We start from the raw sequence: 26,014 nt of genomic DNA, 5'->3' as shown, positions 1-26,014 counted from the left end.
CCGAGACCAAGCCCCTGAAAGGGCCGAAGGAGAGATCCCGTGTTCCAGTTCGACAATTCCTATGCCCGCCTGCCGGATCGGTTCTTCGCTTCCGTCTACCCGGAGCCGGTGGAGGGGCCGAAGCTTTTGAGGTTCAACCAGAAGCTGGCAGCGGAACTGGGCGTCGAGGCGGATCTTTCGGATCCCGACCGGCTGGCAGCGGTGCTTTCCGGCAATGTCGTGCCGCAGGGGGCATCGCCTCTCGCCATGGCCTATGCTGGGCACCAGTTCGGCAACTTCGTGCCGCAGCTTGGCGACGGGCGGGCGATCCTGATCGGCGAGGTCATGGACCGTGCCGGACAGCGCCGCGACATCCAGTGGAAGGGCGCGGGGCCGACGCCGTTTTCGCGCCGTGGTGACGGGCGGGCAGCGCTTGGGCCGGTCATCCGCGAATATGTCGTGTCCGAGGCCATGCATGCGCTGGGCATACCGGCGACGCGGGCCCTGGCGGCGGTTTCGACCGGTGAGCTCGTTCAGCGCGAGCAGGAGCAGCAGGGCGCAGTGTTCGTGCGGGTCGCGGCAAGCCATGTGCGAGTGGGCACGTTCCAGTTCTTTGCCGCCCGCGGCGATACCGAGGGCGTGCGGACGCTGGCGAACTACGTGATCGAGCGGCATTACCCTGACCTGATGGGCGCGCAGAACCCTTATATGGCGCTGCTGAAGGCGGTGGCCGACCGGCAGGCGGAACTGATTGCCCGCTGGCTCGGCGTCGGCTTTATCCATGGTGTGATGAACACCGACAACATGACGATTTCGGGCGAGACGATCGATTTCGGTCCTTGCGCCTTTCTCGACGAATACAACCCGATGAAGGTGTTTTCCTCGATTGATCGGCAGGGACGCTACGCCTATCGCAACCAGCCGGGCATCGGCCAGTGGAACATCGCAAGGCTTGCCGAGGCGCTGGTGCCGCTGATCGATGCCGACGAGGAAAAGGCGGTGGAAGCCGCCAATTCTGTCCTGAAGGCATTCGGCGACACGTTCCAGGCGCACTGGATCGAGGTGTTCCGCGCAAAGCTCGGTCTGGTCACCGCGCGCGACGGTGATGGCGATCTCGTGCAGGGACTGCTTTCTGCAATGGAGGAAAACGAAGCGGATTTCACGCGGACGTTCCGAGCGCTCTGCAACGCCGCGGAAGGACACGACGACGACCTGCTCGCCTGTTTCTCGGATACGGCCAAGCTGCGGGAATGGTTGCCGAAATGGAACGAGCGGCTGGCCGAGGAAGGTCGCAGCCCGGCGGACCTGGCAACAGAGATGCGCGGCGTCAATCCGTGGCTGATCGCCCGCAACCACCGAATCGAGGAAGCCATCGCGGCTGCCAATTACGGTGATTTCAGCTTCTTTGAAAAGCTGGTGGAGGCGCTCGAAAAACCGTTCGAAGAGCGGCCGGAATTTGCCGACTACGCGATTGCGCCGACGGCGGAACAGAAGGTTGCGCGCACCTTCTGCGGGACGTGAGGGAGAAGCGGTTCCGGTAAAATTTTCGAGATAGGAATTTAATCCTTGACGGCGTGACGGTTGTCGGGTAGTGTTTAGGCATAGTCGAAGAGTTGCGTCGGAAGAGGCTTCACGCCCCGACCGCCGCAAGGCTTCCAGTCAGGGCTCGGATTGACCTCCGGGCCCTCTTTTTTTCCAGGACATCGATATCGAAACCGAACGTGCGACGGCAAGCCGGCGCGGCGGGTTTTCGGCTGTGGAGATCTGCCATGAACCGTTCCGATACTCTCGCCGGTTTTGATCCAGACCTGTTCGGCCTGTGGACGGACGAACCGCTTTACGACGCGGATGACGACGTGACTCAGGATGCCGAACTCGAAGAGACGGTTCGGAACGTTCTGCTGGAGCTCAAGTCTGCGGAAACCGAGCTGAAGCCCGCAGATGAACTGCGGCAGCTTTTGAACGAGATGACGGCTGAGATGCGCCAGCAGTTCGCCACGTTCCGGACGATGCGGGAAGCGGCGTCCGGGCTGTTGTCCGGCGAGGCCGACGACGCGGTGTCAGCTGACGGCATCGAGGCGTCGCAGAAACTGGCGCGGGCCGATGTGAAGGCGGCGACCGATGCGATGAGCCTGATCGTGCGCACGCTGGAAAAGGTCGATGCGCTGCAGCGTCAGCTGTCCCGCGACCGGCAGGTGGAGGCCGACAGGCTGGCCGATGCCGGCGGATACGAAGAGGCGAAGGCCCGCTTCGTCCGGATGATCGAGGATCGCGCCAATGAAACAGCCTTTGGGTATTTCGAAGCCTGGAAACGCGATGGCCCACCGGGATGGGTGGCGCAAAGGCTTCCAGCCGGAGGAACCCAGCCAGCGCAAGATGCGGCGGGCTGCAGAGAAGATCACGGGTGAGGCGGTGAAGGCGTCCGGGTCGTTCGGGGCAGGCATGTCTGACATCGGTGATGCCAGGAAGAAGACCGGACGGGATCTGGAGGCCGGAATGGTTTTGGCCGGTGCGATGGGGTTGCCCCGCGCTCCGGACGCGGTGCCGGCGGAGAGATTTGACGCGCCTGGCCCGGGAGAGAACGCGTTTGACGGGTTCGTCTCCGGTCTCGACCGGGACTGGGCTTTTGCGGCGCTTCCCGGACAGAGGCCTCCGGATGGCGACTGGCGGACATGGCTGATCATGGGCGGGCGCGGATCCGGCAAGACGCGCGCCGGCGCCGAATGGGTGCATGCGCTGGCGTGTTCCGCCGGAGAGCGTTCCGATCTTCGCATCGCTCTCGTTGCGGAAACGCTGGGCGATGCCCGCGAGGTTATGGTGGATGGTGTGTCCGGCATCTGCCGGATTGCGGCACGGCACTGGCCGGAATTCGAGATTTCAAGAAAGCGGCTGGTCTGGCCGAACGGCACGGTGGCGCAGATCTTTTCCTCCGAAGATCCGGAAGCGCTGCGCGGACCGCAGTTTCACTACGCCTGGTGCGATGAGATCGGCAAATGGAAGCATGCGCAGGAAACGTTCGACATGCTGCAGTTCGGCCTGCGGCTGGGACGCGATCCGCGCCAGCTGGTGACGACGACGCCGCGACCGGTGCCGGTGCTGAAGCAGCTGATTGCCGACCCCGCAACACGGCTGATCAAGATTTCCACCACCGGTAATGCCGGTAATCTGGCACCGGGCTTTATCGCGGCGCTGGAGCGACGATACGGCGGCACGCGGCTCGGGCGCCAGGAACTCGGCGGCGAGCTGATCGAGGATCTTGACGACGCGCTGTGGAAGCGTGCCGATCTCGAAGCCTGCGTGACGCGGTTTACCGGGGTCTTGCGGCGAATCGTGGTGGCGGTCGATCCGCCCTCGGGATCCGGTGAAAACTCCTGCTGCGGCATTGTCGTGGCGGGTGTCGAGGCAAGCGAAGGTTCGCCTGGCCGGGCCGTGGTGCTGGCCGATTGTTCGGTGACCGGCCAGACGCCGGGCGGCTGGGCAAAGGCCGTGGTGAAGGCGTATTCGCGGTTTTCGGCCGACCGCGTCGTGGCCGAGGGCAACCAGGGCGGCGACATGGTGCCGGCGATGCTGAAAAGCATCGACGCCAACCTGCCGGTGACGGTGGTGCATGCATCCCGCGGGAAGTTTGCCCGCGCCGAACCGGTCGCCGCCCTCTACGAGCAGGGACGGGTGGTGCATGCGGGACGGTTTGCGGAGCTGGAGGACCAGATGTGCGATTTCGGTCCCAACGGACTGTCATCGGGACGCTCGCCGGACCGGCTGGATGCGCTGGTCTGGGCGCTGACGGCGCTTGTTTTGGACGGCCAGGGCGAGCCGCGGGTGAGGGGGATTTGAGCCTAGGCCCGGTGTGGCGCTTCTGGTGGACCGCGCAACGAAAAGCGGCCCGGATAGGGCCGCTCAAGCGTTCTATATCTGACAGTCGGCTACTGCCAACAGTTGCAATTCAGCTTTTGGCCGGCACAGCCGGAGCGCTGTCGCGCATCTGCTTCCATTCGGATTCCATGCGCTCGAGGACGTGCTGCGGCACCGATTTCGTGGCGGCTGTCTGGGCGGTCTGCTGCATCATCATGATCTCCGGATTGTGCGCTGCACCATCATGGTGGTGCGCCCCTATGAACGTCGCATGGTTGGATTGGTTCCACATCCTTACTCCGAAGTAAATCGTCACTAACAGACTAAAACGATTTAGTTTTTTCTAAACCGATTGAAACCTTCGAACGCGGTAAAGGGGTAGGATTAACATGGGATACGAGCGCAGTATTTTCTTCGATCGCGTGCGCCGGAACCCGTTCAGCGGGCGGTTGGCAAGTGGTCAGGTGGCCGGGTTGGCTGCTGTTTTGGAGGCATGGGAGGCGCGCAACCCCATCGAAGGCGCCGCGGCGCTTGCCTACGTGCTGGCGACCGCATTTCACGAGACGGCCGCGACGATGCAGCCGGTGCGCGAAACGCTGGCCAAGAGCGACCAGCTTGCGGTAATGCGGCTGGAAAGCGCTTACAGCGCCGGCCGGCTGCGGACGGTGAAGACGCCGTACTGGCGGTACGATGCCGATGGCCGGACCTGGTTGGGGCGCGGGCTGGTGCAGCTGACGCACAGGCGCAATTACCAGAAGATGGCGGAGCTGACCGGCATCGATCTCATCGCGGCACCTCATCGCGCCATGGAGATGGATGTGGCGGTGAAGATTCTGATCGAGGGCATGCGGGCTGGCAGTTTTACCGGCCGCAAGCTCGGCGATTATTTCGGCCCTGGGAAATCGGACTGGGTCGGGGCGCGAAAAATCATCAATGGCAATGACCGGGCGGCGCAGGTGGCGGGGTACGCGAAAGCGTTCGCGGCAGCGCTGCGGGACGATGCGGCGATTGCGGCTTGAACGTTTTCAGAGCGAATTGATCCCGGATCGAGTGAAGGATGAGACGATGAGATTTCCATTCCGGCTTCGTGGGCTTTCCCGCATCGAGCCGCCTCAGGAAACCAAGGCGGCGTCGGGGCTATCGTCGGGCTTTGCGATCGTGTCGGGCGATGGGGCGGCGCACTGGTCCGGGCGGTCCTATGCGGCGCTCTCAAAGACCGGGTTCATGAAGAACCCGATCGCCTACCGGGCCATGCGGATGGTGGCGGAGGCTGCGGCCGCCGTGCCGTGGCTCGCCTATCGGGGGACGAGCGAGGCAGCCGATCATCCGGCGCTGGCGCTTCTGGCACGTCCGAACGGCCGCCAGAGCGGGCCGGATTTCTTCGAGGCGCTGTACGGGCATCTGCTTTTGTCCGGCAATGCCTATGTGGAGCCGCTGGCGCTTGGCGGCGACCTGCGGGAACTGCATTTGCTGCGGCCGGACCGGGTGAGCGTCGTCGAGGGGCGCGACGGCTGGATTGCGGCCTATGATTATCGCGCCGGGCAGGTGACACGGCGGCTTGCCGTCGATCGTGACGGGCCGGGGCTGCTGCACCTGAAGCTGTTTCACCCGCTCGACGACCATTGTGGCCTGTCGCCGCTGGTGGCGGCTGGCGCAGCGCTCGACCTTTCCAATGCGGCGGCGGGCTGGAACAAGGCGCTGCTCGACAATTCCGCAAGACCGTCCGGCGCGCTGGTCTACCAGCCGAAGGACGGCGGCAATCTTTCCGCGGATCAGTATCAGCGGCTGAAGGACGAACTGGAGGCGGGCTATTCGGGGGCGGTAAATGCCGGCCGGCCGCTGCTTCTGGAAGGCGGGCTGGACTGGAAGGCGATGGGGCTTTCGCCGAAGGACATGGATTTCATCGAGGCGAAGAACGGTGCTGCCCGCGACATTGCGCTGGCGCTCGGCGTGCCGCCAATGCTGATCGGCATTCCCGGTGACAATACCTATGCCAACTACCAGGAGGCCAACCGCGCCCTTTACCGGCTCACGGTGCTGCCGTTGATTGCCCGAACGGCCGCAAGCTTTTCCGCCTGGCTTTCGGATACGCTCGGGGAGGGACTTCGGCTGGAACCGGATCTCGACCGGGTGGCCGGGCTGTCGGCCGAGCGTGAGGCGCTGTGGGCGCGGATCGGTGCTGCAGCCTTCCTGACCGAGGACGAGAAGCGCGAGGCGGTGGGTTATTCGGCGTGATTGCCCGATCGCGGCGCAAGGTGTAATTTGTAATACGGTGTATTACAGATGGAGATCGTCATGGCAGACGCCAACTCTGACAAGAAGGCCGAAAAGCCCGTTCTCTCGGACCCGATCACCTTGCGCGTGCCGCAGGACATTCTCGACGATATCGAGAAGATCGCCGAGACATCCGATCGCAGCAGAAGCTGGGTGATTGTCCGGGCGTTGAAATATTATCTGATGGCGGAGGGGAATGACATCCTGCAGATCCGCAAGGGCGAGGAACAAATTGCGCGCGGCGAATTCGTCGATGCGGAGGAGTTCTTCGCGGAGGTGCTCGACGAGAAGAAGAGCGACGCCGCCTGATGCGGATCAGGCTCTCCAAGGATGCGGCGCTCTTTCTGAGAAGCGAGCAGCGGTATCTGGAGCGTTTCAATCCGCGCGCCGCCGAAGCGGTGCTGCGGCAGTTGCGGGGATCGATGCGGCTCTTGCTGGACTATCCGCAAGCCGGGAGCCCGATTGAGGCGCTGGAAGGCCGGCGCCGTTTCGTGTCCGGCGAGTATGTCATCGACTACAGGATGGAGAAGGGGATCGTCTCCGTTTCCCACATTCGACACGGCCGTCAGCTGCCGCCCGATCTTTTAGCGGACGCACCGGCAGACGACGGAAACTGAGAGACTCAACTTCTCAAACCCCTGACTCAACTCGTCAACGCTGTCTCTCAAGCGATTCAGGGGGTTGATAAAAAGCGGCCGGCTTCATGTGGCGCGTGAAGATGCGCGAGGCCTTGGCGGTTGCGGATGAAGATCCGCTTACCGGCTGACACTCTCAACATAACCCAGAAAGTTTAACGATGGCTGACCTTGGGCATGATCCGGGAACGCTCGGCGTGTGGGCTGCGCGGACCGCAGGTGCGGTGGCGGGTGCGGGCGTTTCGCTGGTCTATCTCCTGCCGAAAAGCGGGCACGAGGCGGCGAGCAGGTTTCTGACCGGGGTGGCCTGCGGACTGATCTTCGGCGGGCCGGCCGGGCTGTGGCTGATGGCACGGCTGGGGATCAGCGGTGAGCTTCCCGAGCCGGAGACCTTGCTGGCGGGATCGGCTGCCGCCAGTCTCTCAGCCTGGTGGGTGCTGGGCGCGCTGTCGCGCTTAGCCGAGCGATACGGGCGCCGCAGGGAGTAAGGCACTCCCGACGGCGACCTCCTTCCGCCGCGGGCGGATGGGTTCGACAGGTTCAATGACATTGCAGGAGATCCCGATGCACGCTGACCGCGGGCAATGCCCGCCCATGCGCCCGAATGTGCGCAAATTCGCCAATCTGGAACTGGCCAGCATTGCCGGTGACGGCACGTTTTCCGGTTATGCCAGCGTGTTCGGCGAGGTCGATCTCGGTCGCGACCGGATCGAACGGGGGGCGTTTCTCTCCTCGCTTGTGGAACGCGGCGCAACCGGTGTGCGCATGCTCTACCAGCACGACCCCAATGAGCCGATCGGCGCCTGGAAGACGATCCGCGAGGATGGTCGCGGGCTTTACGTCGAGGGCGTGCTTTCGCCCGGCGTCGCACGATCGCGGGAAGTGCTGGCGCTGATGAAATCCGGTGCGCTGGACGGGCTCTCGATCGGCTTTCGAACGGTGCGGGCGCGCACCGACGCAAAGACGGGGGTGCGGCGCATTCTCGAGGCGGATCTCTGGGAAATCTCCGTCGTGACCTTTCCGATGCTGCCATCGGCACGGGTTTCCGACGTCAAGCATCAGCGGTTCTTCCGAGACCGTGAGACGGAGCTCGTTCGCCAGATGCGGCGGGCGGCGAAGATGATGTGGAGATCGTCGTTCAGGCAGAACAAGGCTTAATGGAGAAGGACAGGACATGATGACGGGACAGGGACATGTACAGGCAAGCGGCGCTGTTGCGCCGGAAGTGAAAGCCGTGCCTGAGACGGTGACGGCGGCGCTCGATGAATTCATGGAAGCGTTCGAGGCCTTCAAGGACGTCAACGACCGAAGGCTGGGCGAGATCGAGCAGAAGCTGACCGCCGACGTGGTGACCCGCGACAAGGTGGACCGCATCAACCGGGCCATGGACGACCAGAAGCGGGTGCTGGACCAGCTGGCGCTGAAGAAGGCGCGACCGCCGCTGGGAGGTCGAGGTGGCTACGGTCAGGGTGCCGATCTTTCGCCTGAGGCGATGGAGCACAAGGCGGGGTTCGACGCCTATATCCGTCGCGGCGAGGACAATGGACTGCGCGAGCTGGAGGCGAAGGCGTTCTCCGTTGGGGTCGGCGCCGATGGCGGCTATCTCGTGCCGCCGGAGACCGACACGGAAATCGGCCGCCGCGTGTCCGTCGTGTCGCCGATGCGGGCGCTTTCGACCTTGCGCACCGTCTCGACTTCTGTCCTGAAGAAACCGTTCTCGACGACGGGGCTGACCACCGGCTGGGTTGCGGAAACGGCGGCGCGGCCGCAGACCAACACGCCGCTTCTGGCCGAACTCGCCTTCCCGACCATGGAACTCTACGCCATGCCGGCCGCCACCCAGGCGCTGCTGGACGATGCGGCTGTCGACATGGAGGCCTGGATCGCCGGCGAGGTGGATATCGTCTTTGCCGAGCAGGAGGGCGATGCCTTCGTGCGCGGTGACGGGGTAAACAAGCCGAAGGGCTTTCTTGCCTATACGGCTGTTGCCGATGCGAGCTGGGCCTGGGGCAGTCTCGGCTATATCGCAACCGGCGTTGCCGGCGGCTGGAAGGCGACCAATCCCTCCGATACGCTGGTTGAGGTGATCTACGCGCTCAAGGCCGGTCACCGCCAGAACGGCACGTTCATGATGAACCGCAAGGTGCAGGCCGATATCCGGAAGTTCAAGGATGTCGACGGCAACTACCTGTGGCGGCCGCCGGCAAGTGCAGGCCAGGCCGCCTCGCTGATGGGCTTTCCGATCGCCGAGGCCGAGGAGATGCCCGATATCGCCGCAAGCTCGACCTCGCTTGCCTTCGGTGACTTCCGGTCGGGCTATCTCGTGGTCGACCGGGCCGGGGTGCGCATCTTGCGCGATCCGTATTCCGCCAAGCCCTATGTGCTGTTCTACACCACCAAGCGGGTCGGCGGCGGGGTGCAGAACTTCGAGGCGATCAAGCTGGTGCGGTTCGCCGTGAGCTGATCGGCCAAGCGTACCGACGCGTGCCGGAACTGCCCGTCATCCGGCCATCGCCACCTTCTTCCCGCAGCGGCGGGGAGAGGGTGGGGTGGGGCCGAATATCATCTTCGACGAGGATCCCCATGACCTATGCCCAAACCAATCCGCCCATGGCGGAACCGCTGACGCTTGCCGAGGTCAAGGCGCATCTGCGCCTTGACGGTGCCGATGAGGATGCGCTGATCGGATCGCTGATTGCGACCGCACGCGAGCATCTGGAGCGCGAGACGGGCTTGTGCCTGATGGCGCAGTCCTGGCGGCTCTATCTCGACCAATGGCCCTGCGACGGCGTGATCCGCATCCTCAAGTCTCCCGTGCAAGCGATTCAGAGCGTTACGATTTACGATGCTGCAGGCACTGCGGTTCATGTGTCGCTTGAAGACCATCTGCTCGACGGCAAGGGGCGACCGGCGCGGCTTTGGCTGCGCTCGACGATCGATCCCGGCCAAGCGTTGAACGGGATCGAGATCGACTTTTCCGCCGGCTATGGCGAGGCCGGGACCGATGTGCCGGATACGCTGAAGCGGGCGATGCTGATCCATATCGGCCACATGTTCGCCTTCCGCGGGGTACTGTCGCCCGACCAGCAGCCGGCGGGAATTCCCGATGGCTATGAGCGCCTGATCGCGGCCTTTCGCATGCGGAGGCTGTGATGGTGGTGTTTCTCGACCCCGGCCAGATGACCGCCCGGCTGGAGCTGGAAGATGCGGTTTCCGTATCCGACGGTCAGGGTGGTGCGACCGTAACCTGGCAATCGGTGGCGGCCGTTTGGGCAATGATCGAGCCGGTCTCATTCGTTGTGACCGAAGCGGCAAGTGCCGAGGTGGGCACGGTCAGCCACCGGATCTGGATCCGGTTTCGAAGCGATGTCGCGGCCGGGCAGAGGCTGACCAAGGGCGCGCGGATCTTCCTGCTGAAGCTGGTGCGCGACCCTGACGAGACCGGTCGCTATCTGGTCTGCCAATGCGAGGAGCAGGCACTATGACCTCAGCCTCCAATGCATTGATGAAGGCGGTCCATGCGCGGCTGACCGGCGACGCCGCATTGACGGCGCTGGTCGGTCAAGGCGGTGTCCACGACCGGCTGATGCCGAAGCCGAAGCTGCCGGCGATCGCGTTCGGAGAGTGGGAGACGCGTGACTATTCGACCGGTACGGAACCGGGCGAGGCGCATAGCCTGACCATCACGGTGTGGTCGCAGGCCGAGGGGCGTCGGCAGGCGCAGGAGATCGCAAGCCGGGTGGACACGCTGCTGCACGATGCGGCGCTGACGCTGGAAGGGTTTGTGCTGGTGAGCCTGTTGCGGACGGGATCGCGCACCAGGCGCGAGCCGAACACGCGGTATCTTCAGGTCGAGCTGCGCTATCGTGCGGTGACCGAGTGAGAGGCAGCGAGCAGGTTACTCTGCCTCACGAGATGCATCAGAAAGAGGATGCCGGTAAGCGCCGAGCCGGCCAGAAGAACGGTGACGACGAGCACCGTCAGCGCGCCCGAACGATCGAGCAGTGCTGTGAACACGACGGGCGCGAGCGCATTGGCAAGGTTCTGCGGCATGGACAGCCGTGCGGCCTGGCGGCCGTAGTCGCGCGGTGAAAACAGGGCGAGCGGCAGAAGCGCCTTTGCGACCTGCAGGACTGCCGAGCCGATGCCGTAAAGCCCGATGAAGATCCACAGCGTTGCGGTCGACGACGGCAGGACGATGAGGCTGAGAAAGCCGAGGATCATGAAGCTATTGCCGGTCACGGCCGTAATGAACGGATTGCCGCGCTTGCCGAGCAGCATATCGAAGGCACGCGCCGAAATACCGATGACGCCACGCGCTGCGGCAAGCTGCAGGGCAAACTCCGGCGTCGCACCGGATTGCCGCAACAGTTCCAGAAGCGACGGCGACACGCCGTAGGATGCGAAGGAGGCAATGGTGGTGGCGGTGGCGACCAGAAGGAAGGCGAGCTTGCCTTGCCGCTTGGTGAAGGCGACCGGCGGCGCATCGACGCCGGCATCTGCCGTATCCCAGCCGATCGGCTTCGGCAGGGCAAAGAGATAGAGCGGCACGCAGACGAACAGATGCAGGAAAGCGCAGACCATCAGCGTGGTGCGCCAGCCGATGAGATCGTTGCCGAGACTGAGCAGCGGCCAGAAGATGGTGGCGGAGAGGCCGGTAAACAGCATCAGGATGGTGATGCTGCGACGGCCCTTCGTGCCTTCACGCTCGACCACCGCGGCATAGGCCGGCGCCGACAGGCAAAAGGCGCCACCGGCACCGAGCAGGATCCACGCGACCGCATAGAGCGGCAGGCCGTTCGAGAAGGACAGCACGAGCAACCCGACGCAGAAGAATACGGAACCGGCAGCCAGAACCTTGGCCGCCCCGTGGCGGCCGAGCAGCCGGCCCACAAGCGGGCCGCAAAAGGCGCTGGCGAGCATCATCACCGACAGTCCGGCAAACACCATTTCGTTGGCGAGGCCGAGATCGGGCGCGATCGAGCGACCGAGAACGCCGAGGCTTTCGAACGTGGTGCCCCAGCCGATGAGTTGCGTGATGGCGAGAACGCCAATGGTCCGGGCGGACCGGAGGGGGGAGTTGGTCAATGCGATATCGCGATGGGAAGCGGGCAAGGGGATGTGTCCCGCGGCTGTAGCAGGTCGGCGCGAAAGCCGAAAGCATCAATACTTGAAAGCGGTTGGAAAAGGATCGGGACATGGTGGCACAGAAGGGCAAGGACCTTCTCCTGAAGGTGGACAATAGCGGGACTTTTCTGACCGTGGCGGGACTGCGCTCCAGGCGGATCGCCTTCAACGCGGAAACGGTCGACATTACCGATGCCGAAAGCAGCGGGCGCTGGCGCGAACTGCTGGGCGGGGCGGGGGTGCAGCGGGCATCGCTGAGCGGTTCGGGGATCTTCAAGGACGGCACAAGCGACGCGCTGGTGCGCAGCACGTTCTTTGCCGGCACGATCCTCTCCTGGCAGATCATCATCCCCAGTTTCGCGACGCTCGCGGGGGCGTTCCAGGTGACGGCGCTCGAATATTCCGGCGAGCACAATGGCGAAATCCGGTTCGAGATTGCGCTCGAATCCGCTGGCGTCGTGAGTTTCACAGCATTGTAGGAGCATGAAAGGGGGATTTCATGGGCATGCATGGACGGGCCAACCGCCGCCGCGGCGAGGTGGAGGCAAAAATGGACGGCGAACGGCGGATCCTGTGCCTGACGCTGGGCGCGCTGGCAGAACTGGAAACGGCCTTTGCGGCGAGCGATCTGACGGAGCTCGCAGGGCGGTTTTCCTCCGGGCGGATGAAGGCAGCCGACATGATCCGCATTATCGGGGCGGGTCACCAAGCCGGTGGCGGGAACGGTGGTCCTGTCGGTCGGCGGCGTGGCGAAGGCAGCGAGCTCGTTCACTGTCGATACGGCGATCGGCATCGTGACGTTTGCGGCCGGGCATGTGCCGGCAGCCGGCCAGATCGTGCGGGCCGGGTTCGAATTCGACGTGGCCGTGCGCTTCGATACCGACCGGATCGAGATCAATCTGGCGCATTTCGACGCCGGGCGGATTCCGGCCATTCCATTGACGGAGGTTTTGGCATGAGGGCGATCCCGGCGGGTCTGGCGGGCCATCTGAGCGGCGAGGCAACGACGATCTGCTATTGCTGGCGCGTGACGCGACGCGACGCGGTGGTGCTTGGGTTTACCGAGCATGACCGCGATCTGGTATTCGACGGCACGACATTTCTGGCGGCGAGCGGTTTTGCGGCGAGCGAGGCGGAACAGGCGCTCGGCATGGCTGCCAGCGTGGAAGAGGTGGAAGGCGGGCTCTCCAGCGCTGCGATCGACGAGGCGGATCTTGCAAGCGGGCGCTATGACGGTGCGCGGGTCGAGCTGTTCGTGGTCAACTGGGCGGATCCGGCTCAGCACATGCTGCTCAATATCCGCGAGATCGGCGAGGTTTCGCGATCGGGCGGGGCGTTCAAGGCAGAGCTGCGGAGCCTTGCGCACCGGCTGGGCCAGCCGCAGGGCCGTGTCTATGGCAGGCGCTGCGACGCTAGCCTTGGCGATAACAGCTGCCGGGTCGACCTCTCGGCCTGGCGCGGGAATGGCGTGGTGGATGCGGTCGTTGATAAAAGCCGCATCGTCGTGTCGGGTCTGTCCGGTTTTGCCGAGGGATTTTTCGGCCGGGGCATCGCGGAATTTGCGGGCGGATCGCAGGTGGATATCGAGGTTCATGAACGACGCGCCGACGGCAAGGCGGGGCTGACATTCTGGTTGCCGCTGGAGCAGGCGGTCGTTCCCGGGCAGGCGGTGACGCTGACGGCCGGTTGCGACAAGACGGTTTCGACGTGTGGCGGGCGGTTCGCGAACCTTCTCAATTTCCGCGGCTTTCCGCATGTGCCGGGCTCCGATTTTGCCTATTCCTATGTGGATGGCGAGCGGCTGCATGATGGCGGAGCGCTGTTCGAATGAGCGCCGCCGGAGAGCGGATCGTCGCGGTGGCTGAGACCTGGATCGGCACGCCCTATCGGCATCAGGGGGCAACGCGCGGCATCGGCTGCGATTGCATCGGCCTGATCCGCGGCATCTGGCGGGAGCTTTATGGCGAAGAGCCGGAACTGGTGGCGCCTTATGCGCCAGATTGGGCGGAACGGGGCGGCGAAGATCGGATGGCGGAGGCTGGCATCCGGCTGTTCGGCACGGCACATCACCTCGGGCAGATGCAACCCGGTGATCTGCTGCTGTTTCGTTGGCGACCGGACACGATGGTGAAGCATGCGGGCATTCTTGCCGGGCCGTCTCATTTCATTCATGCCTACGAGCAGATGGCGGTGACACGCTCGGTTCTGGTGCCCTCCTGGCGCTGCAAAATCGCTGCCGTGCACCGGTTTCCGCCGGCAAGGGATGGTTGAAAGTTGGGAAGGCTCAGCGTATAGTGATGGAGTGATGGATGGGGCTGTAACCCCACCCATCGGATTGCTTAGCTTGCGAATGAGATCCGGACGGACACTGACCAGCCCGTCCGGGTCACTCTCACGATAAGCGTCATGCCAATTGGCCAAAGCCTCATGACATCACCTCCATGGTTGGAAACAAGGCTCCCTGCCTAAGCTGGCGGAGCCCATCTCCGCCAGTGCGCCGGCTGGCGCGGCGCGTGCTGCATTCTGTTTCCAAACGCCGATACGGTATCACAATTTTAGCGGGTATCTAGGTGGTGGATGTGTGGGCTTACGTGCCTCTCATCCGGCTGCGTCCTGCGGTCCCTTCTCCCCGCGAGCGGGTTAGGGTGAGGGGCCGCCACCGAGGAGGCAGCCACCTCCCTCCCGCAATCCAATAACTTCACAACATGAGCGCGCATCCAGTTCACGACTGGGTCGGCGTGAGGGGTTTTTATGGCGACGATCCTGTTTCAGGCGGCGGGTGCGGCACTTGGCGGTGTGTTTGGTCCTGTCGGGGCGATCCTTGGACGGGCGGCGGGGGCGTTGGCGGGGAGCGTCGTTGATCGGGCATTGCTTGGCGGCTCCTCGACCGTCTCGGGTGCTAGGCTTGCGACGGCGCGTATTCCGGGGGCGGACGAAGGGGCGGCGGTCAGCCGGCTGTATGGTACCGCGAGGATCGGGGGCACGCTGATCTGGGCGACGCGGTTCGAGGAGGAGGCGACGCGGGAGCGGACCGGCGCCAAGGCGACGGGCGGGTCTCAGACGGAAACGTTTCAGTATTTCGCCAACTTCGCCGTCGGGCTCTGCGAGGGGCCGATCGCCTGCGTGCGGCGCGTCTGGGCCGATGGTCAGGAAATGGACCTGACGGCGATCGAGATGCGCGTTCATGCCGGCGACGAGACGCAGTTGCCGGATCCGCTGATCGAGGCGAAGCAGGGCGAAGGTAACGCGCCGGCCTATCGCGGGCTTGCCTATGTCGTGTTCGACCGGTTGCCGCTCGAAGCGTTTGGCAACCGCATTCCGCTGCTGCAGTTCGAGGTGGTGCGGCCGGTCGGGACGCTGGAGAGGCAGATCCGGGCGGTGACGATCATTCCCGGGGCGACGGAGCATGGCTATCACACGGTTCAGGTGACCGAGAAGACGGCGGAAGGCAGCGCCCGCATTCTCAACCGCAACACGATGGTGGCAACGACCGACTGGCAGGCATCGCTCGACGAACTGCAGGCGCTCTGCCCCGATCTTGAGAGCGTGGCGCTGGTCGTCGCCTGGTTCGGGACGGATCTGCGCGCGGGGCAATGCCGCATTCTGCCGGGTGTCGAGGTGGAGACACGGCGCGACGAAAGCACCGTATGGTCGGTTGCCGGGGTGGTGAGGAGCGCGGCGCACCGCGTCAGTTCGTCGGGAGGCGGGCCGGCCTATGGCGGCACGCCTGGGGATGCAAGCGTGCTCGCGGCGATTGCCGATCTCAAGGCGCGCGGGCTGAAGGTGTTTCTCTATCCGTTCGTGATGATGGACATCGCGCCGGGTAATGGTCTGGCCGATCCCTATGGCCAGGCGGAGCAGGCAAGCTACCCGTGGCGCGGGCGGATTACCTGTCACCCTGCACCGGGCCTTTCGGGAAGTGCCGACAGGACGTCGGTTGCGAGGACGCAGGTCGAGGCTTTTGCCAACGGGGCGGACGGCTATCGGCGGATGGTGCTGCATTATGCCGAGCTCGCCAGTACGGCCGGTGGCGTCGAGGGGCTGGTGATCGGATCGGAACTGCGGGGGCTGACGCAGATCCGCGATCAGACCGGTGCGTTTCCGTTCGTCGAGGCGCTGGTGACGCTGGCATCGGATGTGCGGGCGCTTGTCGGACCGGCGACGGCGCTGACCTACGGCGCCGACTGGAGCGAATATTTCGGCTACCATCCGCAGGACGGTTCCGGCGATGTGTTGTTCCATCTCGATCCGCTCTGGGCGTCGCCTCATATAGATGCGGTCGGGATCGACAATTACATGCCGCTCGCCGACTGGCGCGACGAGGATCTGGCAGCGGCAAATCCGGATGGGTTCCGGTCCTGCGACGACCGGGCGGCGATGGCGGCGCAGATTGCGGCGGGCGAGGGGTTCGACTGGTATTACGCAAGCGAGGCCGACCGGGCGAACCGGCTGCGCTCGCCGATCACCGACGGGCTGGCGGGCAAGCCCTGGGTGTTTCGCGCCAAGGATCTCCAAGGGTGGTGGGACAACCGCCACTATAACCGGGTGGGCGGCGTGGAGAGTGCGGAAGCGACGGCCTGGTTGCCCGGGATGAAGCCGATCTGGTTTACCGAACTGGGTTGCCCGGCTGTCGACAAGGGCGCCAACCAGCCGAATGTGTTTGTCGATCCGAAATCGGTGGAAAGCAGCCTGCCGTATTTCTCGTCCGGCGGGCGCTCCGACAGCCAGCAGCGACGGTTTCTTGAAGCGCATCATGGCTGGTGGCAGGGCGAGGCGGCACCCGTGGGCATGGTCGATCCGGATCATGTGTTCGTCTGGACATGGGATGCGCGGCCGTCTCCGGCCTTTCCCGACGACCTGACGATCTGGAGCGACGGCGAGAACTGGCGCACGGGGCATTGGCTGAACGGCAGGCTGGGCGGAACGACGCTTGCCGACGCGATCGCGGCCATCCTCACCGATCACGGTTTTGACGATTTCGACGTGTCCGGCGTGAGCGGCGATCTGACCGGCTATGTGCAGGCTGATGTTACCTCCGCCCGCTCGCTGCTGGAGCCTTTGCTGAGCGTGTTCCAAATCGACGTCAGCGAGGATGCCGGGCTGTTGCGGTTCCGCTCGAGGCAGGGTTCGAGCCTTGCCGCGCGCGAGGTCGGGATTGTGGCGGAGGTGGAGAGCGAACCGCTCTGGTCGGAAAGCCGGGGGCACGACAGCGACTTCCCGGCGCAAGCGGTGCTTGGCTTCTACAATCCGGTTCTGGACTATGAGCAGGCGAGCGCACGGTCGCGCCGCGCTACGGCCGAAAGCGAGCGGGTGGCGAGCTACGACCTTCCGGCGACGCTGTGCGAGGAAGCGGCGCTCGGGGCGGTGGAATCGGTGCTGCGAGCGCAACGCGTGGCACGGCGCTCGATCTCCTTCACACTGCCGCCGCAGGATCTGGCGCTCGAACCCGGCGATGCGGTGCACCTCACCGATGGCCCCGACGGTATCTTCGTCGTCCAGCGGGTCGAGGACGGGACGGTGCGGCGGATCGAGGCACAGAACCATGCGCCGCTTCCGCCTGGTCGCTATGACGCAGTGACGACGCGGCGTGAGAGCGGTCGTTCGGCGAGCGACGCCTTTGCGCCGGTCCTCCATTTTCTCGACCTGCCGCGGCTGACCTCGTCCGATGATGAAGGGTTTGCGGCTGTCGCGGCCTATTGCAGGCCCTGGCGGCGGATCGCGGTTTCGTCTTCGGCAACGACCGATGGATATCGCCGGCGGGTGATGGTCGATCGCCCAGCAAGGCTCGGCTTGCTGGTTTCGGCGCTCGACCCCGGTGTGACGGCGCGGTTCGACCGCTCAAAGGTGCTCGATCTCGAGCTTTATTTCGGCGGTCTCTCGTCGGCGCAGACGCTGGCGGTGTTGAGCGGCGACAACCGGCTAGCCATCCGCGCGTCAAACGGCATCTGGGAAATCGTCGGGTTTGCCAAGGCGCAGGAGATCGCGGCGGGGCGATGGCGGCTGTCTGGATTGCTGCGGGGACTGGCGGGAACCGAGGATGCGATGGCGGCCGGGAGCGCTGTCGGTGCGGCCTGCGTGGTGCTGGACGATGCCGTGAAGCCGCTCGGGCTGACCGGTGACGAGCAGGGACGGAGGCTGAATTTCCTGGCCGAAAGCCTGGGCGCCGTCGGAGGCCGGTCGGGACCGCATGTGTTTGCCGGTGGAGAAAGGGCGCAGACGCCGCTTTCGCCGGTGCATATCCGCGGTGTCCGGTTGGCCGATGGCGCTGCCCAGTTCCGCTGGATCCGGCGCGGGCGCGTCGATGCCGACGGCTTGGACGGGCGCGATATTCCGCGAGACGAGCCGGACGAAGGCTACCGCGTCGAGATCCTCGGGACCAGTGGCGTCGTGGTGCGGCGGGTGGAGGTCGAGGCTCCGCTGTTCCTTTATCCGGCGAGCGACGAGCTTGCCGATTTCGGCTCTCAGCAGCCGAGCCTCACCCTGAGCATCCGCCAGATCGGGCAAGCCGTGCCGCTCGGCATTGCGGCGCTTGCGACGATCGCGTTCTGACAGCCGAGTTTGAGTGCCAATTTTTGTGTGCCGATTTCTGACAATATCGTGATGGGAGACAGCTATGGACGGGACAAAAGCCTGGTATCAATCGAAGACGATCTGGGGCGCGCTGATTGCCGTTGCCGCCCCGCTTGCGCATGGGGCGGGAGTGGAGATTAACGCTGATGCGCAAGGGGAGCTTGCCGACATTCTGGTCACCTTTGCCGGTGCTTTCGGCGGGTTGCTGGCGCTCTACGGGCGGATCGTCGCGAGCGCGCCGATCCATCCGACGGGCAAGGGATGACGGCGCCACGAGGGTCAGCATTACAGACCATTCATTTGCCATTCAGTTGGTATTGGATACATACTCCATCGAATGCTTTGGACATGATTTCGGGGACGTGATTCAAGACCGTGATCCCGGGGCGTGACACCTGTCGTCTTATGAGTGGAAACCGAAAGCCATGGCGCGACTGCCGATCATTGCGATCATCGCCGCGACAATAGCGGGATTGGCGGCCTTTGTGCCGGCAAACGCGCCGGCGCGCGACTATCTGATCCTGGTTGCAGGCGACTGCGGCACGGCGGCAAACAAGGTATTGCGCGACACGGGAGGTCAGCTTTTGTCCGCCCAGCCATCCTCGGACGGACAGACCTGCATTGTCACCGTGCTGGTGCAGGGCAACGGCGAACGTCCGCGCAAGGTGACGGTCCGGGTTCCCATGTAGGCCGGTTGCCTGTAAACCGGCTTGTAAGCTTCATACCGCGGCGGGGCCCGCAGTGATTTTCAGGACAGTTTCATGCGTATTCTCGTGGTCGAAGACGACGTCAACCTCAACCGCCAGCTTTCCGACGCGTTGAAGGAATCCGGCTATGTGGTCGATCAGGCCTTCGACGGCGAAGAAGGGCACTATCTCGGCGAGACCGAGCCCTACGACGCTGTTATCCTCGATATCGGACTGCCGCAGATGGACGGCATCACCGTTGTCGAGAAGTGGCGTGAGGCGGGCAAGGGCATGCCGGTGCTGATGCTGACGGCGCGTGACCGGTGGAGCGACAAGGTGTCGGGTATCGATGCCGGCGCCGACGATTATGTGGCAAAACCCTTCCATGTGGAAGAAGTGCTTGCGCGCGTGCGTGCGCTTATCCGGCGTGCTGCGGGGCATTCGTCGTCCGAGATCATCTGCGGTCCGGTTCGTCTCGATACCAAGGCATCGAAGGCAAGCGTCGATGGGATACAGTTGAAGCTGACCTCGCACGAGTTCCGGCTTCTCTCCTACCTGATGCATCACATGGGCCAGGTCGTGTCGCGCACCGAGCTTGTGGAGCACATGTACGACCAGGATTTCGACCGCGATTCCAACACGATCGAAGTGTTTGTCGGGCGCCTGCGCAAGAAGATCGGTGTCGACCTGATCGAAACCGTGCGGGGCCTCGGCTACCGCATGCAAGCGCCCAACGATGCGCATTAAGCGGATAGGGCCTCGCTCGCTCACCGCTCGCGTTCTGCTTCTGGCAACCACGTGGTCGGCGGTGGCGCTGGTGGTGATCTCGATCGTCATTTCGCAGCTCTACCGCCAGTCCGCCGAACGCTCGTTTACCGACCTTTTGCGGGCGCAGCTCTATAACGTCATCAATTCCGTGACGATCGGCGAGGACAACAAGCTGATCGGCAACCCCCAACTGGGCGACCTGCGTTTCTCGCAGCCGGAGACCGGATGGTACTGGATCATCGAACCGCTCGGCACGTTTGCCGCGACGGCGATCTCGTCCTCGTCGCTCGGGACCTCCAACATCACAGTGCCGTCGATCCTGCAGGCGCCGTTCAACAATCGCTACGAGCGTTTCTATCCGACCCGCGACGCTTTCGGGAACCATGTTCTGGTGGCAGAAACCGAGGTGGTTCTGGACGGCGAGGGACGCGCGGCGCGGTTTCGCGTCTCGGGCAATCTCGATGCCGTGGAAGACGATATCCGCAGCTTTTCGCGCAGCCTCTATATCGCGCTCGGCGTGTTCGGGATCGGCAGCCTGATCGTCAACGGCCTCGCCATCCTCTACGGATTGCAGCCGCTTGATGCGGCGCGCCGCTCGCTGGAGCGGGTGAGGCGCAGTGAGGCGGAGCATCTGGAGGGAGAATTTCCGCGTGAAATCATGCCTTTGGCAAACGACATCAATGCTTTGATCGAAAGCAACCGCCGCATCGTCGAGCGGGCCCGCATGCAGGTCGGCAATCTCGCGCATTCGCTGAAGACACCGATCGCGGTTCTGCTGAACGAGTCGCGCATGCTCGACAAGGTCTCGTCCGATCTCGTCCGCTCGCAGGCCGAGACGATGCAGGCGCAGGTGCAATCCTATCTGAATCGCGCCCGGATCGCGGCACAGCGCAACTCGCTTCTGGCGCGCACGGATATCGAGCCGGTGCTGGAACGGCTGGTGCGGGTCATGCGCCGCCTCAACCCCGACAAGGAATTCCACCTTTCCGTCTATCCGCCGGGCGCAGCGCTTGCGCTGGAGCAACAGGATGTCGAGGAGACGATCGGAAACCTGTTGGAAAACTCCGCACGGTTCTGTCGCACCGGCGTCTGGGTGACGGCAGCGCTTGCAACAGCGCCACCGGAAAAGGCAGAAGGAGAGGCGGCCAAGCGTCCCTGGATCGAGATGGCCGTCGAAGACGACGGGCCGGGTCTCAATCCCGACCAGATCACCGAAGCGGTCAAGCGCGGCAGGCGGCTGGACGAGAGCAAGCCGGGCGCCGGGCTGGGACTGTCGATTGTAAGCGAGATCGTCAGCGAATATCAGGGCGAGCTGGAGATGACGCGCGGGGTGCGCGGTGGCCTTCGGACCCAGTTGCTGCTGCCGGGCATGATCAAGGAAGTCGCCGGCTGAGCACAAGGCCGGTTGAGGGAAGAAAACTGTGGCCGATGGGCAACGACGCCGCACTTGCTTCCGACGGTTCTGGACGGACGGATCGCCTGCTATATCTTGTCTACAGCCAATGCAACATCATGCCGTGACGACACGGCGACAACAAGAACTGCGCACAAAAAGGAGAGGCGACAATCGCAGCATTTCAGTTCCGACCCAATAGCGTCATAATGGCGCCAAGCCGGAAACCGAATGATGCCGGTTCCGATCCCGAAAACGAAACGAGCGCGGTTCCCGACACGATGCGGTTGTCACATCTCCTCACTGCAGCAACATTCATGACGATTGCCGGCCTGCTGGCAGGGTGCAACACCAGTTCCACCGCGGCGGGTGCCCCGAAAGGCTTGCTGTCGCAACGGCCGTCAAGTTCGGCTGCCTATATCACGGCGCTGCAGGGCGGGATCGTCGGGCGGACCGGCGCTGAGCTCTCCAGCAGCGATCGGACGCGGGCGCTTGAGGCGGAATACCGCGCGCTTGAAGGCAGTGCCGTCGGCCAGACGATCAAGTGGAAGGGTGACGATGCGAGCGGCGAAGTGATCGCCAACGCGCCGTTCCAGGTCGGCTCGCAGAACTGCCGCCAGTATCGCCACACCGTCACGGCCGCCGGCAAGGAACTGATGTCGCGGGGGGCAGCCTGCCGCAACGCCAGCGGCACATGGACGCCGTTGACCTGACAATCCCGATCAGACGCGGAAAATAAAAAACCGTTGCCGATGCTGTCGGGAGCGGTCTCGATCTTTGCTGCTAGGGGAACGCCTGCCGGCTGCGGCAATACCCGTCAAATTCGCGTCAACGCGCGCTAGACCACTGGCCGGCCATTGGAAAGCGTCACCGATTGCGGTATTGGGCGATATGTATTTGTGGATCGTTCTCGCGCTGCTGACGGCCGCCGTCGCAGTGGCCCTTCTCCTGCCGTTTGCGCGCAGCGCTTCGGCGGCTGCTTCCGGCGTATCGAATGCTCGTCGGGGCAATTCCACGAGGGCCGGAGAGGTCGAAGTCTATCGCGACCAGCTGCGGGAAATCGACCGCGACCGCGAAGGCGGGTTGATCAGCACTGAGGAGGCGGAGAACGCCCGTGCCGAGGTTGGACGCCGGCTGATTGCCGCTGCGGCCGAAAACGATCAGGACAAGAACGGCGGGGCCGGTGCGGGCAAGCACCGGATCGCCACGGCACTTGTCACCGTCGTGCCGCCGGCATTGGGGCTCTGTCTTTACTTGAGCCTCGGAAATCCCGGCATCCCGGACCAGCCGCTACAGGCCCGTCTTGAAAACCCCGGCAACAATATCGCGCTGCTCGTCACCAAGGTGGAGCGGCATCTGGCGGAGAATCCGACCGATGGTTCGGGATGGGATATTCTGGCGCCGATCTATCTGCGGCTGAACCGTGCGGGCGATGCCGAACTGGCCTATCGCAATGCGATCCGTTTCATCGGTCCGAGCAATGCCCGCTATTCGGGCCTCGGCGAAACGCTTGTTGTCGCCAATGACGGGATCGTCACGGAAGCGGCGCGCCAGGCGTTCGAGCAGGCGGTGAAACTCGATCCGGCCGATCCGCGCTCGCGCTTTTATGCAGCACTTGGTTTGGAGCAGGGCGGGAGGAAGGACGAGGCACGCGCGGCCTTCGAGGAGCTTTCAAGCGCAACGCCTGCCGATGCGCCGTGGAAGGGTCTGCTCGACGAACATATCGTCAAGAACGGGGGGACGCCTTTGGCGGCAAAGCCTGCGGCCCCTTTGCTCGGAGGGCCGACACAGGAAGATGTTGCGGCAGCGCAGGACTTGTCGCAGGGTGATCGCAAGGCGATGATTGCCGGCATGGTCGACAGTCTCGCCGCAAAGCTCAAGGACGAGCCCGACAATATCGAGGGCTGGCTGCGGCTGGTGCGCTCCTATGCGGTGCTGGGCGACGAGGCAAAGGCCCGCGACGCACTTTCGACCGGACTGGCGCAGTTTCCGCCTGACGGCAATGATGGCAAGCGTCTGCTGGCGCTTGGCAAGGATATCGGGCTCGATGCGGACGCATCGCCGGCGCCGGGAGGAGCAAGACCATGACACGCAAGCAGAAACGCATGGCGGTGATTCTGGGCGGCATGAGCTTCGTCACGATTGCGGTGCTGCTGGTCATGTTCGCCTTCTCGCAGTCGGTCGCGTATTTCTTCATGCCGGGCGATCTGGCCAAGACCGATATCCAGCCGGGAACGCGCATTAGGCTCGGCGGGCTGGTGGAAGAGGGATCGGTCAAGCGCGGCCAGGGATCGACGGTGAGCTTTACCGTGACCGATGGTACCGGCAAGGTCGATGTCAGCTACACCGGCATTCTGCCCGACCTGTTTCGCGAGGGGCAGGGCGTGGTGACCGAAGGCGTGTTTGACGGCGGCACCCGGTTTACCGCCGACAGCGTGCTGGCCAAGCATGACGAGAACTACATGCCGAAGGAAGTGGCCGACCGTCTGAAGAAGGACGGTGTCTGGGAAGACGGGACCGGCAAGGGCATGGCGCCGAAAAAGGATGCGGCGCAGCCGGAAAACAAGACCGACGGCAAGCCGCAGGTGATGCTACAGATGCCGGGGACGTCCGCCGAGGGAGTGACCAGACAATGATCGTCGAGATCGGCCATTACGCGCTGGTTCTGGCGCTTGCCACCGCGCTGATCGTGTCCACCCTGCCGATGATCGGTGCCAGGCGTCGCGATCCCGCGATGATGGCGCTGGCAACGACCGGGTCGCTGACGCTGTTTGCTCTGGTGGTGATCTCGTTTGCGGCACTCACCTGGGCCTATATGGTGTCCGACTTCTCGGTCAAAAACGTCTGGGAGAACTCCCATTCGATGATGCCGATGCTCTACAAATTCTCCGGCGTCTGGGGAAATCACGAAGGGTCCATGCTGCTGTGGCTGCTGATCCTCGCCTTGTTTTCGGCGCTGGTGGCAGTGTTCGGCGGTAATCTGCCCGATACGTTGAAGGCCAATGTTCTGGCCGTGCAGGCCTGGATCTCCTCGGCTTTCCTTTTGTTCATCCTGCTCTCGTCCAACCCGTTCCTGCGGCTCGACCCGGCGCCGGCGGAAGGGCAGGACCTCAACCCGGTTCTGCAGGATCTCGGCCTCGCTATCCATCCGCCGCTGCTTTACCTCGGCTATGTCGGCTTTTCCGTCTGCTTTTCGTTTGCCGTCGCGGCGCTGATCGAGGGGCGTATCGATGCCGCCTGGGCGCGCTGGGTGCGACCGTGGACGCTGGCGGCCTGGACATTCCTTACCGCTGGCATCGCGATGGGCTCCTACTGGGCCTATTACGAACTCGGCTGGGGCGGCTGGTGGTTCTGGGATCCGGTCGAGAACGCTTCCTTCATGCCGTGGCTTGCGGGCACCGCGATGCTCCATTCGGCACTGGTGATGGAAAAGCGCGAGGCATTGAAGATCTGGACGGTGCTTCTGGCGATCATGACCTTCTCGCTGTCGCTGCTTGGAACCTTCCTGGTGCGGTCGGGCGTGCTGACCTCGGTGCATTCGTTTGCATCCGACCCGACCCGCGGCATCTTCATTCTCTGCATCCTCGCCGTCTTCATCGGCGGTGCGTTTTCGCTGTTTGCCTGGCGGGCGCCGAGCCTGAAGGCGGGCGGACTGTTTGCGCCGATCTCGCGCGAGGGCGCGCTGGTGCTGAACAACCTGATCCTGACGGTGGCGACGGCCACGGTTCTGACCGGCACGCTCTATCCGCTGGTGCTGGAAACGCTGACCGGCGAAAAGATCTCTGTCGGCGCACCGTTCTTCAACATGACCTTCGGCTTGCTGATGCTGCCGCTTCTGATCGCCGTGCCGTTCGGCCCGGTGCTGGCCTGGAAGCGCGGCGATCTGCTGGGCGCTCTGCAGCGGCTCTACGTGTTTGCCGGACTGTCGCTCGCGGCCGGTCTCGCCTTCGCGTATTTCCAGGGCGGAGGGCCGGTTCTGTCGATCTTCGGGCTGGCGCTCGGTTTCTGGGGCATGTTCGGCGCGATTGCCGATCTCTGGTATCGCGGCAATTTCGGCAAGGTCGGCTTCGCGACAGGCCTTCGGCGCGTGAGGGGCCTGCCGCGTTCGGCGTTCGGAACGGCACTCGCGCATTTCGGGATGGGCGTCACCGTGCTCGGGATTTTTGCGGCAACGACATTCGGCACCGAAACGGTGGTTGAGATGAAGCAGGGCCAGACGGCCGAGGCCGGTGGCTATTCGCTGACCTTCGACGGGTTCCGCGATGCCGTCGGGCCGAACTACACCGAAAGCCGCGGGCATTTCACGGCGCGCAAGGGCGGCGCTGCTGTTGCCGACGTCTGGTCTTCGAAGCGGCTCTATACGGCGCGGCGCATGCCGACGACGGAAGCAGGGATCCTCACCTTCGGTTTGAGCCAGCTCTATGTGTCGCTCGGCGACCCCATGGATAGCGGCGGGATTGTCGTGCGGATCTGGTGGAAGCCGTTCATCCTGTGCATCTGGGGCGGATGCCTGATCATGATGGTGGGCGGGTTCGTGTCGCTGTCCGATCGCCGGTTGCGGGTCGGCGCGCCGGCCAAGCGGCCGAAGGTGGTGACGCCGAAGGGTGGGCTGGAGCCGGCGGAATGATGCGTTTTCTGTCGAGAGTGCCCCTCACCCTAGCCCTCTCCCCGCAGGCGGGAAGAGGGGACTTGCCCCGCTTGTGGTTGGAAGAGCGCCGCTTGCGTCCTTC

27 protein-coding genes and 2 pseudogenes are annotated in these 26,014 nt (G+C 64.1%); 27 read left to right on the top strand and 2 right to left on the bottom strand.

Annotated elements, in window-relative coordinates:
* The first annotated feature begins 39 nt into the window (after positions 1 to 39).
* The 3 genes from ACQY1J_RS15820 to ACQY1J_RS15810 all read left to right on the top strand — a co-directional run bounded on the left by ACQY1J_RS15820 (position 40) and on the right by ACQY1J_RS15810 (position 3,813).
* A complete protein-coding gene (locus ACQY1J_RS15820; protein ID WP_325261373.1) occupies positions 40 to 1,500 on the top strand; it encodes a protein adenylyltransferase SelO family protein in 1,461 nt (486 codons plus the stop codon).
* A 248-nt stretch (positions 1,501 to 1,748) separates the two neighbouring features.
* A complete protein-coding gene (locus tag ACQY1J_RS15815; protein ID WP_430250287.1) occupies positions 1,749 to 2,387 on the top strand; it encodes a hypothetical protein in 639 nt (212 codons plus the stop codon).
* A complete protein-coding gene (locus ACQY1J_RS15810) occupies positions 2,296 to 3,813 on the top strand; it encodes a DNA-packaging protein (protein ID WP_430250286.1) in 1,518 nt (505 codons plus the stop codon). The genes ACQY1J_RS15815 and ACQY1J_RS15810 overlap by 92 nt, the downstream gene beginning before the upstream one ends.
* Before the next feature lie 109 nt (positions 3,814 to 3,922).
* Here the strand turns inward: ACQY1J_RS15810 and ACQY1J_RS15805 are convergent, their stop codons facing one another.
* Positions 3,923 to 4,123, bottom strand: coding sequence for a hypothetical protein (locus ACQY1J_RS15805; protein ID WP_062453459.1), 201 nt, complete (start codon positions 4,121 to 4,123; stop codon positions 3,923 to 3,925).
* A 97-nt stretch (positions 4,124 to 4,220) separates the two neighbouring features.
* Between ACQY1J_RS15805 and ACQY1J_RS15800 the strand changes: the two genes are divergently transcribed.
* From ACQY1J_RS15800 to ACQY1J_RS15755, 10 genes are all read left to right on the top strand, one after another.
* The gene (locus ACQY1J_RS15800; RefSeq protein ID WP_430250285.1) at positions 4,221 to 4,850 is read left to right on the top strand and encodes a hypothetical protein; all 630 of its coding nucleotides are present in this window, start codon (positions 4,221 to 4,223) and stop codon (positions 4,848 to 4,850) included.
* A 46-nt stretch (positions 4,851 to 4,896) separates the two neighbouring features.
* Positions 4,897 to 6,066, top strand: a complete 1,170-nt coding sequence (locus tag ACQY1J_RS15795) for a phage portal protein (protein WP_430250284.1) — start codon at positions 4,897 to 4,899, stop codon at positions 6,064 to 6,066.
* 60 nt (positions 6,067 to 6,126) lie between these two features.
* Positions 6,127 to 6,414 carry a CopG family ribbon-helix-helix protein gene (locus ACQY1J_RS15790; RefSeq protein WP_184654789.1) on the top strand — a complete coding sequence of 96 codons (288 nt, stop codon included), beginning with the start codon at positions 6,127 to 6,129 and terminating at the stop codon, positions 6,412 to 6,414.
* The gene (locus ACQY1J_RS15785; RefSeq protein ID WP_113111204.1) at positions 6,414 to 6,722 is read left to right on the top strand and encodes a type II toxin-antitoxin system RelE/ParE family toxin; all 309 of its coding nucleotides are present in this window, start codon (positions 6,414 to 6,416) and stop codon (positions 6,720 to 6,722) included. Before ACQY1J_RS15790 ends, ACQY1J_RS15785 begins: the two co-directional genes overlap by 1 nt.
* Before the next feature lie 179 nt (positions 6,723 to 6,901).
* On the top strand, positions 6,902 to 7,228 hold the full coding sequence (locus tag ACQY1J_RS15780; protein WP_062453454.1) for a DUF6107 family protein: 327 nt from the start codon (positions 6,902 to 6,904) through the stop codon (positions 7,226 to 7,228).
* A gap of 76 nt (positions 7,229 to 7,304) precedes the next feature.
* On the top strand, positions 7,305 to 7,898 hold the full coding sequence (locus tag ACQY1J_RS15775; RefSeq protein ID WP_430250283.1) for an HK97 family phage prohead protease: 594 nt from the start codon (positions 7,305 to 7,307) through the stop codon (positions 7,896 to 7,898).
* A 19-nt stretch (positions 7,899 to 7,917) separates the two neighbouring features.
* Positions 7,918 to 9,204, top strand: coding sequence for a phage major capsid protein (locus ACQY1J_RS15770; protein ID WP_430251965.1), 1,287 nt, complete (start codon positions 7,918 to 7,920; stop codon positions 9,202 to 9,204).
* A gap of 119 nt (positions 9,205 to 9,323) precedes the next feature.
* Entirely contained in the window at positions 9,324 to 9,893 is a 570-nt protein-coding gene (locus tag ACQY1J_RS15765; protein ID WP_113111202.1) for a head-tail connector protein, read from the top strand.
* Positions 9,893 to 10,225: a phage head closure protein gene (locus ACQY1J_RS15760; protein WP_180215424.1), complete on the top strand. Its 333-nt coding sequence runs from the start codon at positions 9,893 to 9,895 to the stop codon at positions 10,223 to 10,225. Before ACQY1J_RS15765 ends, ACQY1J_RS15760 begins: the two co-directional genes overlap by 1 nt.
* Positions 10,222 to 10,623, top strand: coding sequence for a DUF3168 domain-containing protein (locus ACQY1J_RS15755; RefSeq protein ID WP_174195867.1), 402 nt, complete (start codon positions 10,222 to 10,224; stop codon positions 10,621 to 10,623). The genes ACQY1J_RS15760 and ACQY1J_RS15755 overlap by 4 nt, the downstream gene beginning before the upstream one ends.
* Here the strand turns inward: ACQY1J_RS15755 and ACQY1J_RS15750 are convergent.
* Positions 10,602 to 11,855 (bottom strand): MFS transporter, encoded by a 1,254-nt coding sequence (locus tag ACQY1J_RS15750; RefSeq protein ID WP_430250282.1) that lies wholly within the window; start codon positions 11,853 to 11,855, stop codon positions 10,602 to 10,604. The genes ACQY1J_RS15755 and ACQY1J_RS15750 overlap by 22 nt on opposite strands.
* An 83-nt stretch (positions 11,856 to 11,938) precedes the next feature.
* Between ACQY1J_RS15750 and ACQY1J_RS15745 the strand changes: the two genes are divergently transcribed.
* The 14 genes and pseudogenes from ACQY1J_RS15745 to ACQY1J_RS15680 all read left to right on the top strand — a co-directional run bounded on the left by ACQY1J_RS15745 (position 11,939) and on the right by ACQY1J_RS15680 (position 25,911).
* Positions 11,939 to 12,346 (top strand): phage major tail protein, TP901-1 family, encoded by a 408-nt coding sequence (locus ACQY1J_RS15745; RefSeq protein ID WP_062453448.1) that lies wholly within the window; start codon positions 11,939 to 11,941, stop codon positions 12,344 to 12,346.
* 20 nt (positions 12,347 to 12,366) lie between these two features.
* A pseudogene (locus tag ACQY1J_RS15740) lies at positions 12,367 to 12,528 on the top strand (GTA-gp10 family protein); the annotation flags it as partial.
* A gap of 49 nt (positions 12,529 to 12,577) precedes the next feature.
* Positions 12,578 to 12,826, top strand: a pseudogene (locus ACQY1J_RS15735) (DUF2460 domain-containing protein); the annotation flags it as partial.
* Entirely contained in the window at positions 12,823 to 13,698 is an 876-nt protein-coding gene (locus ACQY1J_RS15730) for a DUF2163 domain-containing protein (RefSeq protein ID WP_430251963.1), read from the top strand. The pseudogene ACQY1J_RS15735 and the gene ACQY1J_RS15730, both read left to right, overlap by 4 nt.
* Positions 13,695 to 14,138, top strand: a complete 444-nt coding sequence (locus ACQY1J_RS15725) for an NlpC/P60 family protein (RefSeq protein ID WP_092661745.1) — start codon at positions 13,695 to 13,697, stop codon at positions 14,136 to 14,138. Before ACQY1J_RS15730 ends, ACQY1J_RS15725 begins: the two co-directional genes overlap by 4 nt.
* A 480-nt stretch (positions 14,139 to 14,618) precedes the next feature.
* The gene (locus ACQY1J_RS15720; protein ID WP_430250281.1) at positions 14,619 to 18,416 is read left to right on the top strand and encodes a baseplate multidomain protein megatron; all 3,798 of its coding nucleotides are present in this window, start codon (positions 14,619 to 14,621) and stop codon (positions 18,414 to 18,416) included.
* A 64-nt stretch (positions 18,417 to 18,480) separates the two neighbouring features.
* Positions 18,481 to 18,702 carry a hypothetical protein gene (locus tag ACQY1J_RS15715; RefSeq protein WP_430250280.1) on the top strand — a complete coding sequence of 74 codons (222 nt, stop codon included), beginning with the start codon at positions 18,481 to 18,483 and terminating at the stop codon, positions 18,700 to 18,702.
* A 160-nt stretch (positions 18,703 to 18,862) separates the two neighbouring features.
* Positions 18,863 to 19,126, top strand: coding sequence for a hypothetical protein (locus tag ACQY1J_RS15710; RefSeq protein WP_062579714.1), 264 nt, complete (start codon positions 18,863 to 18,865; stop codon positions 19,124 to 19,126).
* A gap of 72 nt (positions 19,127 to 19,198) precedes the next feature.
* Positions 19,199 to 19,870 carry a response regulator transcription factor gene (locus tag ACQY1J_RS15705; protein WP_062453438.1) on the top strand — a complete coding sequence of 224 codons (672 nt, stop codon included), beginning with the start codon at positions 19,199 to 19,201 and terminating at the stop codon, positions 19,868 to 19,870.
* Entirely contained in the window at positions 19,860 to 21,284 is a 1,425-nt protein-coding gene (locus ACQY1J_RS15700) for a sensor histidine kinase (protein ID WP_430250279.1), read from the top strand. Before ACQY1J_RS15705 ends, ACQY1J_RS15700 begins: the two co-directional genes overlap by 11 nt.
* Before the next feature lie 317 nt (positions 21,285 to 21,601).
* Entirely contained in the window at positions 21,602 to 21,997 is a 396-nt protein-coding gene (locus ACQY1J_RS15695; RefSeq protein WP_425503213.1) for a hypothetical protein, read from the top strand.
* Positions 21,998 to 22,175: 178 nt separating this feature from the next.
* On the top strand, positions 22,176 to 23,372 hold the full coding sequence (gene ccmI / locus ACQY1J_RS15690; RefSeq protein WP_430250278.1) for a c-type cytochrome biogenesis protein CcmI: 1,197 nt from the start codon (positions 22,176 to 22,178) through the stop codon (positions 23,370 to 23,372).
* Entirely contained in the window at positions 23,369 to 23,920 is a 552-nt protein-coding gene (gene ccmE, locus ACQY1J_RS15685) for a cytochrome c maturation protein CcmE (protein ID WP_062579716.1), read from the top strand. The genes ccmI and ccmE overlap by 4 nt, the downstream gene beginning before the upstream one ends.
* Entirely contained in the window at positions 23,917 to 25,911 is a 1,995-nt protein-coding gene (locus tag ACQY1J_RS15680) for a heme lyase CcmF/NrfE family subunit (protein ID WP_430250277.1), read from the top strand. The genes ccmE and ACQY1J_RS15680 overlap by 4 nt, the downstream gene beginning before the upstream one ends.
* Positions 25,912 to 26,014: the final 103 nt, after the last annotated feature.

Source organism: Neorhizobium sp. DAR64860/K0K1, from assembly GCF_050500205.1.
Classification (GTDB): Bacteria; Pseudomonadota; Alphaproteobacteria; order Rhizobiales; family Rhizobiaceae; genus Neorhizobium; species Neorhizobium soli.
The sequence above is the reverse complement of the archived record's forward strand: the minus strand, read 5'-3'. Positions and strand labels throughout refer to the sequence as shown.

What these genes read in the sequence shown, in the direction of transcription:
- ACQY1J_RS15815 (WP_430250287.1), top strand. Translation starts at nt 1,749, where the DNA reads ATGAACCGTTCCGATACTCTCGCCGGTTTTGATCCAGACCTGTTCGGC.
- ACQY1J_RS15810 (WP_430250286.1), top strand. Translation starts at nt 2,296, where the DNA reads ATGGCCCACCGGGATGGGTGGCGCAAAGGCTTCCAGCCGGAGGAACCC.
- ACQY1J_RS15805 (WP_062453459.1), bottom strand. Translation starts at nt 4,123, where the DNA reads ATGTGGAACCAATCCAACCATGCGACGTTCATAGGGGCGCACCACCAT.
- ACQY1J_RS15800 (WP_430250285.1), top strand. Translation starts at nt 4,221, where the DNA reads ATGGGATACGAGCGCAGTATTTTCTTCGATCGCGTGCGCCGGAACCCG.
- ACQY1J_RS15795 (WP_430250284.1), top strand. Translation starts at nt 4,897, where the DNA reads ATGAGATTTCCATTCCGGCTTCGTGGGCTTTCCCGCATCGAGCCGCCT.
- ACQY1J_RS15790 (WP_184654789.1), top strand. Translation starts at nt 6,127, where the DNA reads ATGGCAGACGCCAACTCTGACAAGAAGGCCGAAAAGCCCGTTCTCTCG.
- ACQY1J_RS15785 (WP_113111204.1), top strand. Translation starts at nt 6,414, where the DNA reads ATGCGGATCAGGCTCTCCAAGGATGCGGCGCTCTTTCTGAGAAGCGAG.
- ACQY1J_RS15780 (WP_062453454.1), top strand. Translation starts at nt 6,902, where the DNA reads ATGGCTGACCTTGGGCATGATCCGGGAACGCTCGGCGTGTGGGCTGCG.
- ACQY1J_RS15775 (WP_430250283.1), top strand. Translation starts at nt 7,305, where the DNA reads ATGCACGCTGACCGCGGGCAATGCCCGCCCATGCGCCCGAATGTGCGC.
- ACQY1J_RS15770 (WP_430251965.1), top strand. Translation starts at nt 7,918, where the DNA reads ATGACGGGACAGGGACATGTACAGGCAAGCGGCGCTGTTGCGCCGGAA.
- ACQY1J_RS15765 (WP_113111202.1), top strand. Translation starts at nt 9,324, where the DNA reads ATGACCTATGCCCAAACCAATCCGCCCATGGCGGAACCGCTGACGCTT.
- ACQY1J_RS15760 (WP_180215424.1), top strand. Translation starts at nt 9,893, where the DNA reads ATGGTGGTGTTTCTCGACCCCGGCCAGATGACCGCCCGGCTGGAGCTG.
- ACQY1J_RS15755 (WP_174195867.1), top strand. Translation starts at nt 10,222, where the DNA reads ATGACCTCAGCCTCCAATGCATTGATGAAGGCGGTCCATGCGCGGCTG.
- ACQY1J_RS15745 (WP_062453448.1), top strand. Translation starts at nt 11,939, where the DNA reads ATGGTGGCACAGAAGGGCAAGGACCTTCTCCTGAAGGTGGACAATAGC.
- ACQY1J_RS15730 (WP_430251963.1), top strand. Translation starts at nt 12,823, where the DNA reads ATGAGGGCGATCCCGGCGGGTCTGGCGGGCCATCTGAGCGGCGAGGCA.
- ACQY1J_RS15725 (WP_092661745.1), top strand. Translation starts at nt 13,695, where the DNA reads ATGAGCGCCGCCGGAGAGCGGATCGTCGCGGTGGCTGAGACCTGGATC.
- ACQY1J_RS15720 (WP_430250281.1), top strand. Translation starts at nt 14,619, where the DNA reads ATGGCGACGATCCTGTTTCAGGCGGCGGGTGCGGCACTTGGCGGTGTG.
- ACQY1J_RS15715 (WP_430250280.1), top strand. Translation starts at nt 18,481, where the DNA reads ATGGACGGGACAAAAGCCTGGTATCAATCGAAGACGATCTGGGGCGCG.
- ACQY1J_RS15710 (WP_062579714.1), top strand. Translation starts at nt 18,863, where the DNA reads ATGGCGCGACTGCCGATCATTGCGATCATCGCCGCGACAATAGCGGGA.
- ACQY1J_RS15705 (WP_062453438.1), top strand. Translation starts at nt 19,199, where the DNA reads ATGCGTATTCTCGTGGTCGAAGACGACGTCAACCTCAACCGCCAGCTT.
- ACQY1J_RS15700 (WP_430250279.1), top strand. Translation starts at nt 19,860, where the DNA reads ATGCGCATTAAGCGGATAGGGCCTCGCTCGCTCACCGCTCGCGTTCTG.
- ACQY1J_RS15695 (WP_425503213.1), top strand. Translation starts at nt 21,602, where the DNA reads ATGACGATTGCCGGCCTGCTGGCAGGGTGCAACACCAGTTCCACCGCG.
- ccmI (WP_430250278.1), top strand. Translation starts at nt 22,176, where the DNA reads ATGTATTTGTGGATCGTTCTCGCGCTGCTGACGGCCGCCGTCGCAGTG.
- ccmE (WP_062579716.1), top strand. Translation starts at nt 23,369, where the DNA reads ATGACACGCAAGCAGAAACGCATGGCGGTGATTCTGGGCGGCATGAGC.
- ACQY1J_RS15680 (WP_430250277.1), top strand. Translation starts at nt 23,917, where the DNA reads ATGATCGTCGAGATCGGCCATTACGCGCTGGTTCTGGCGCTTGCCACC.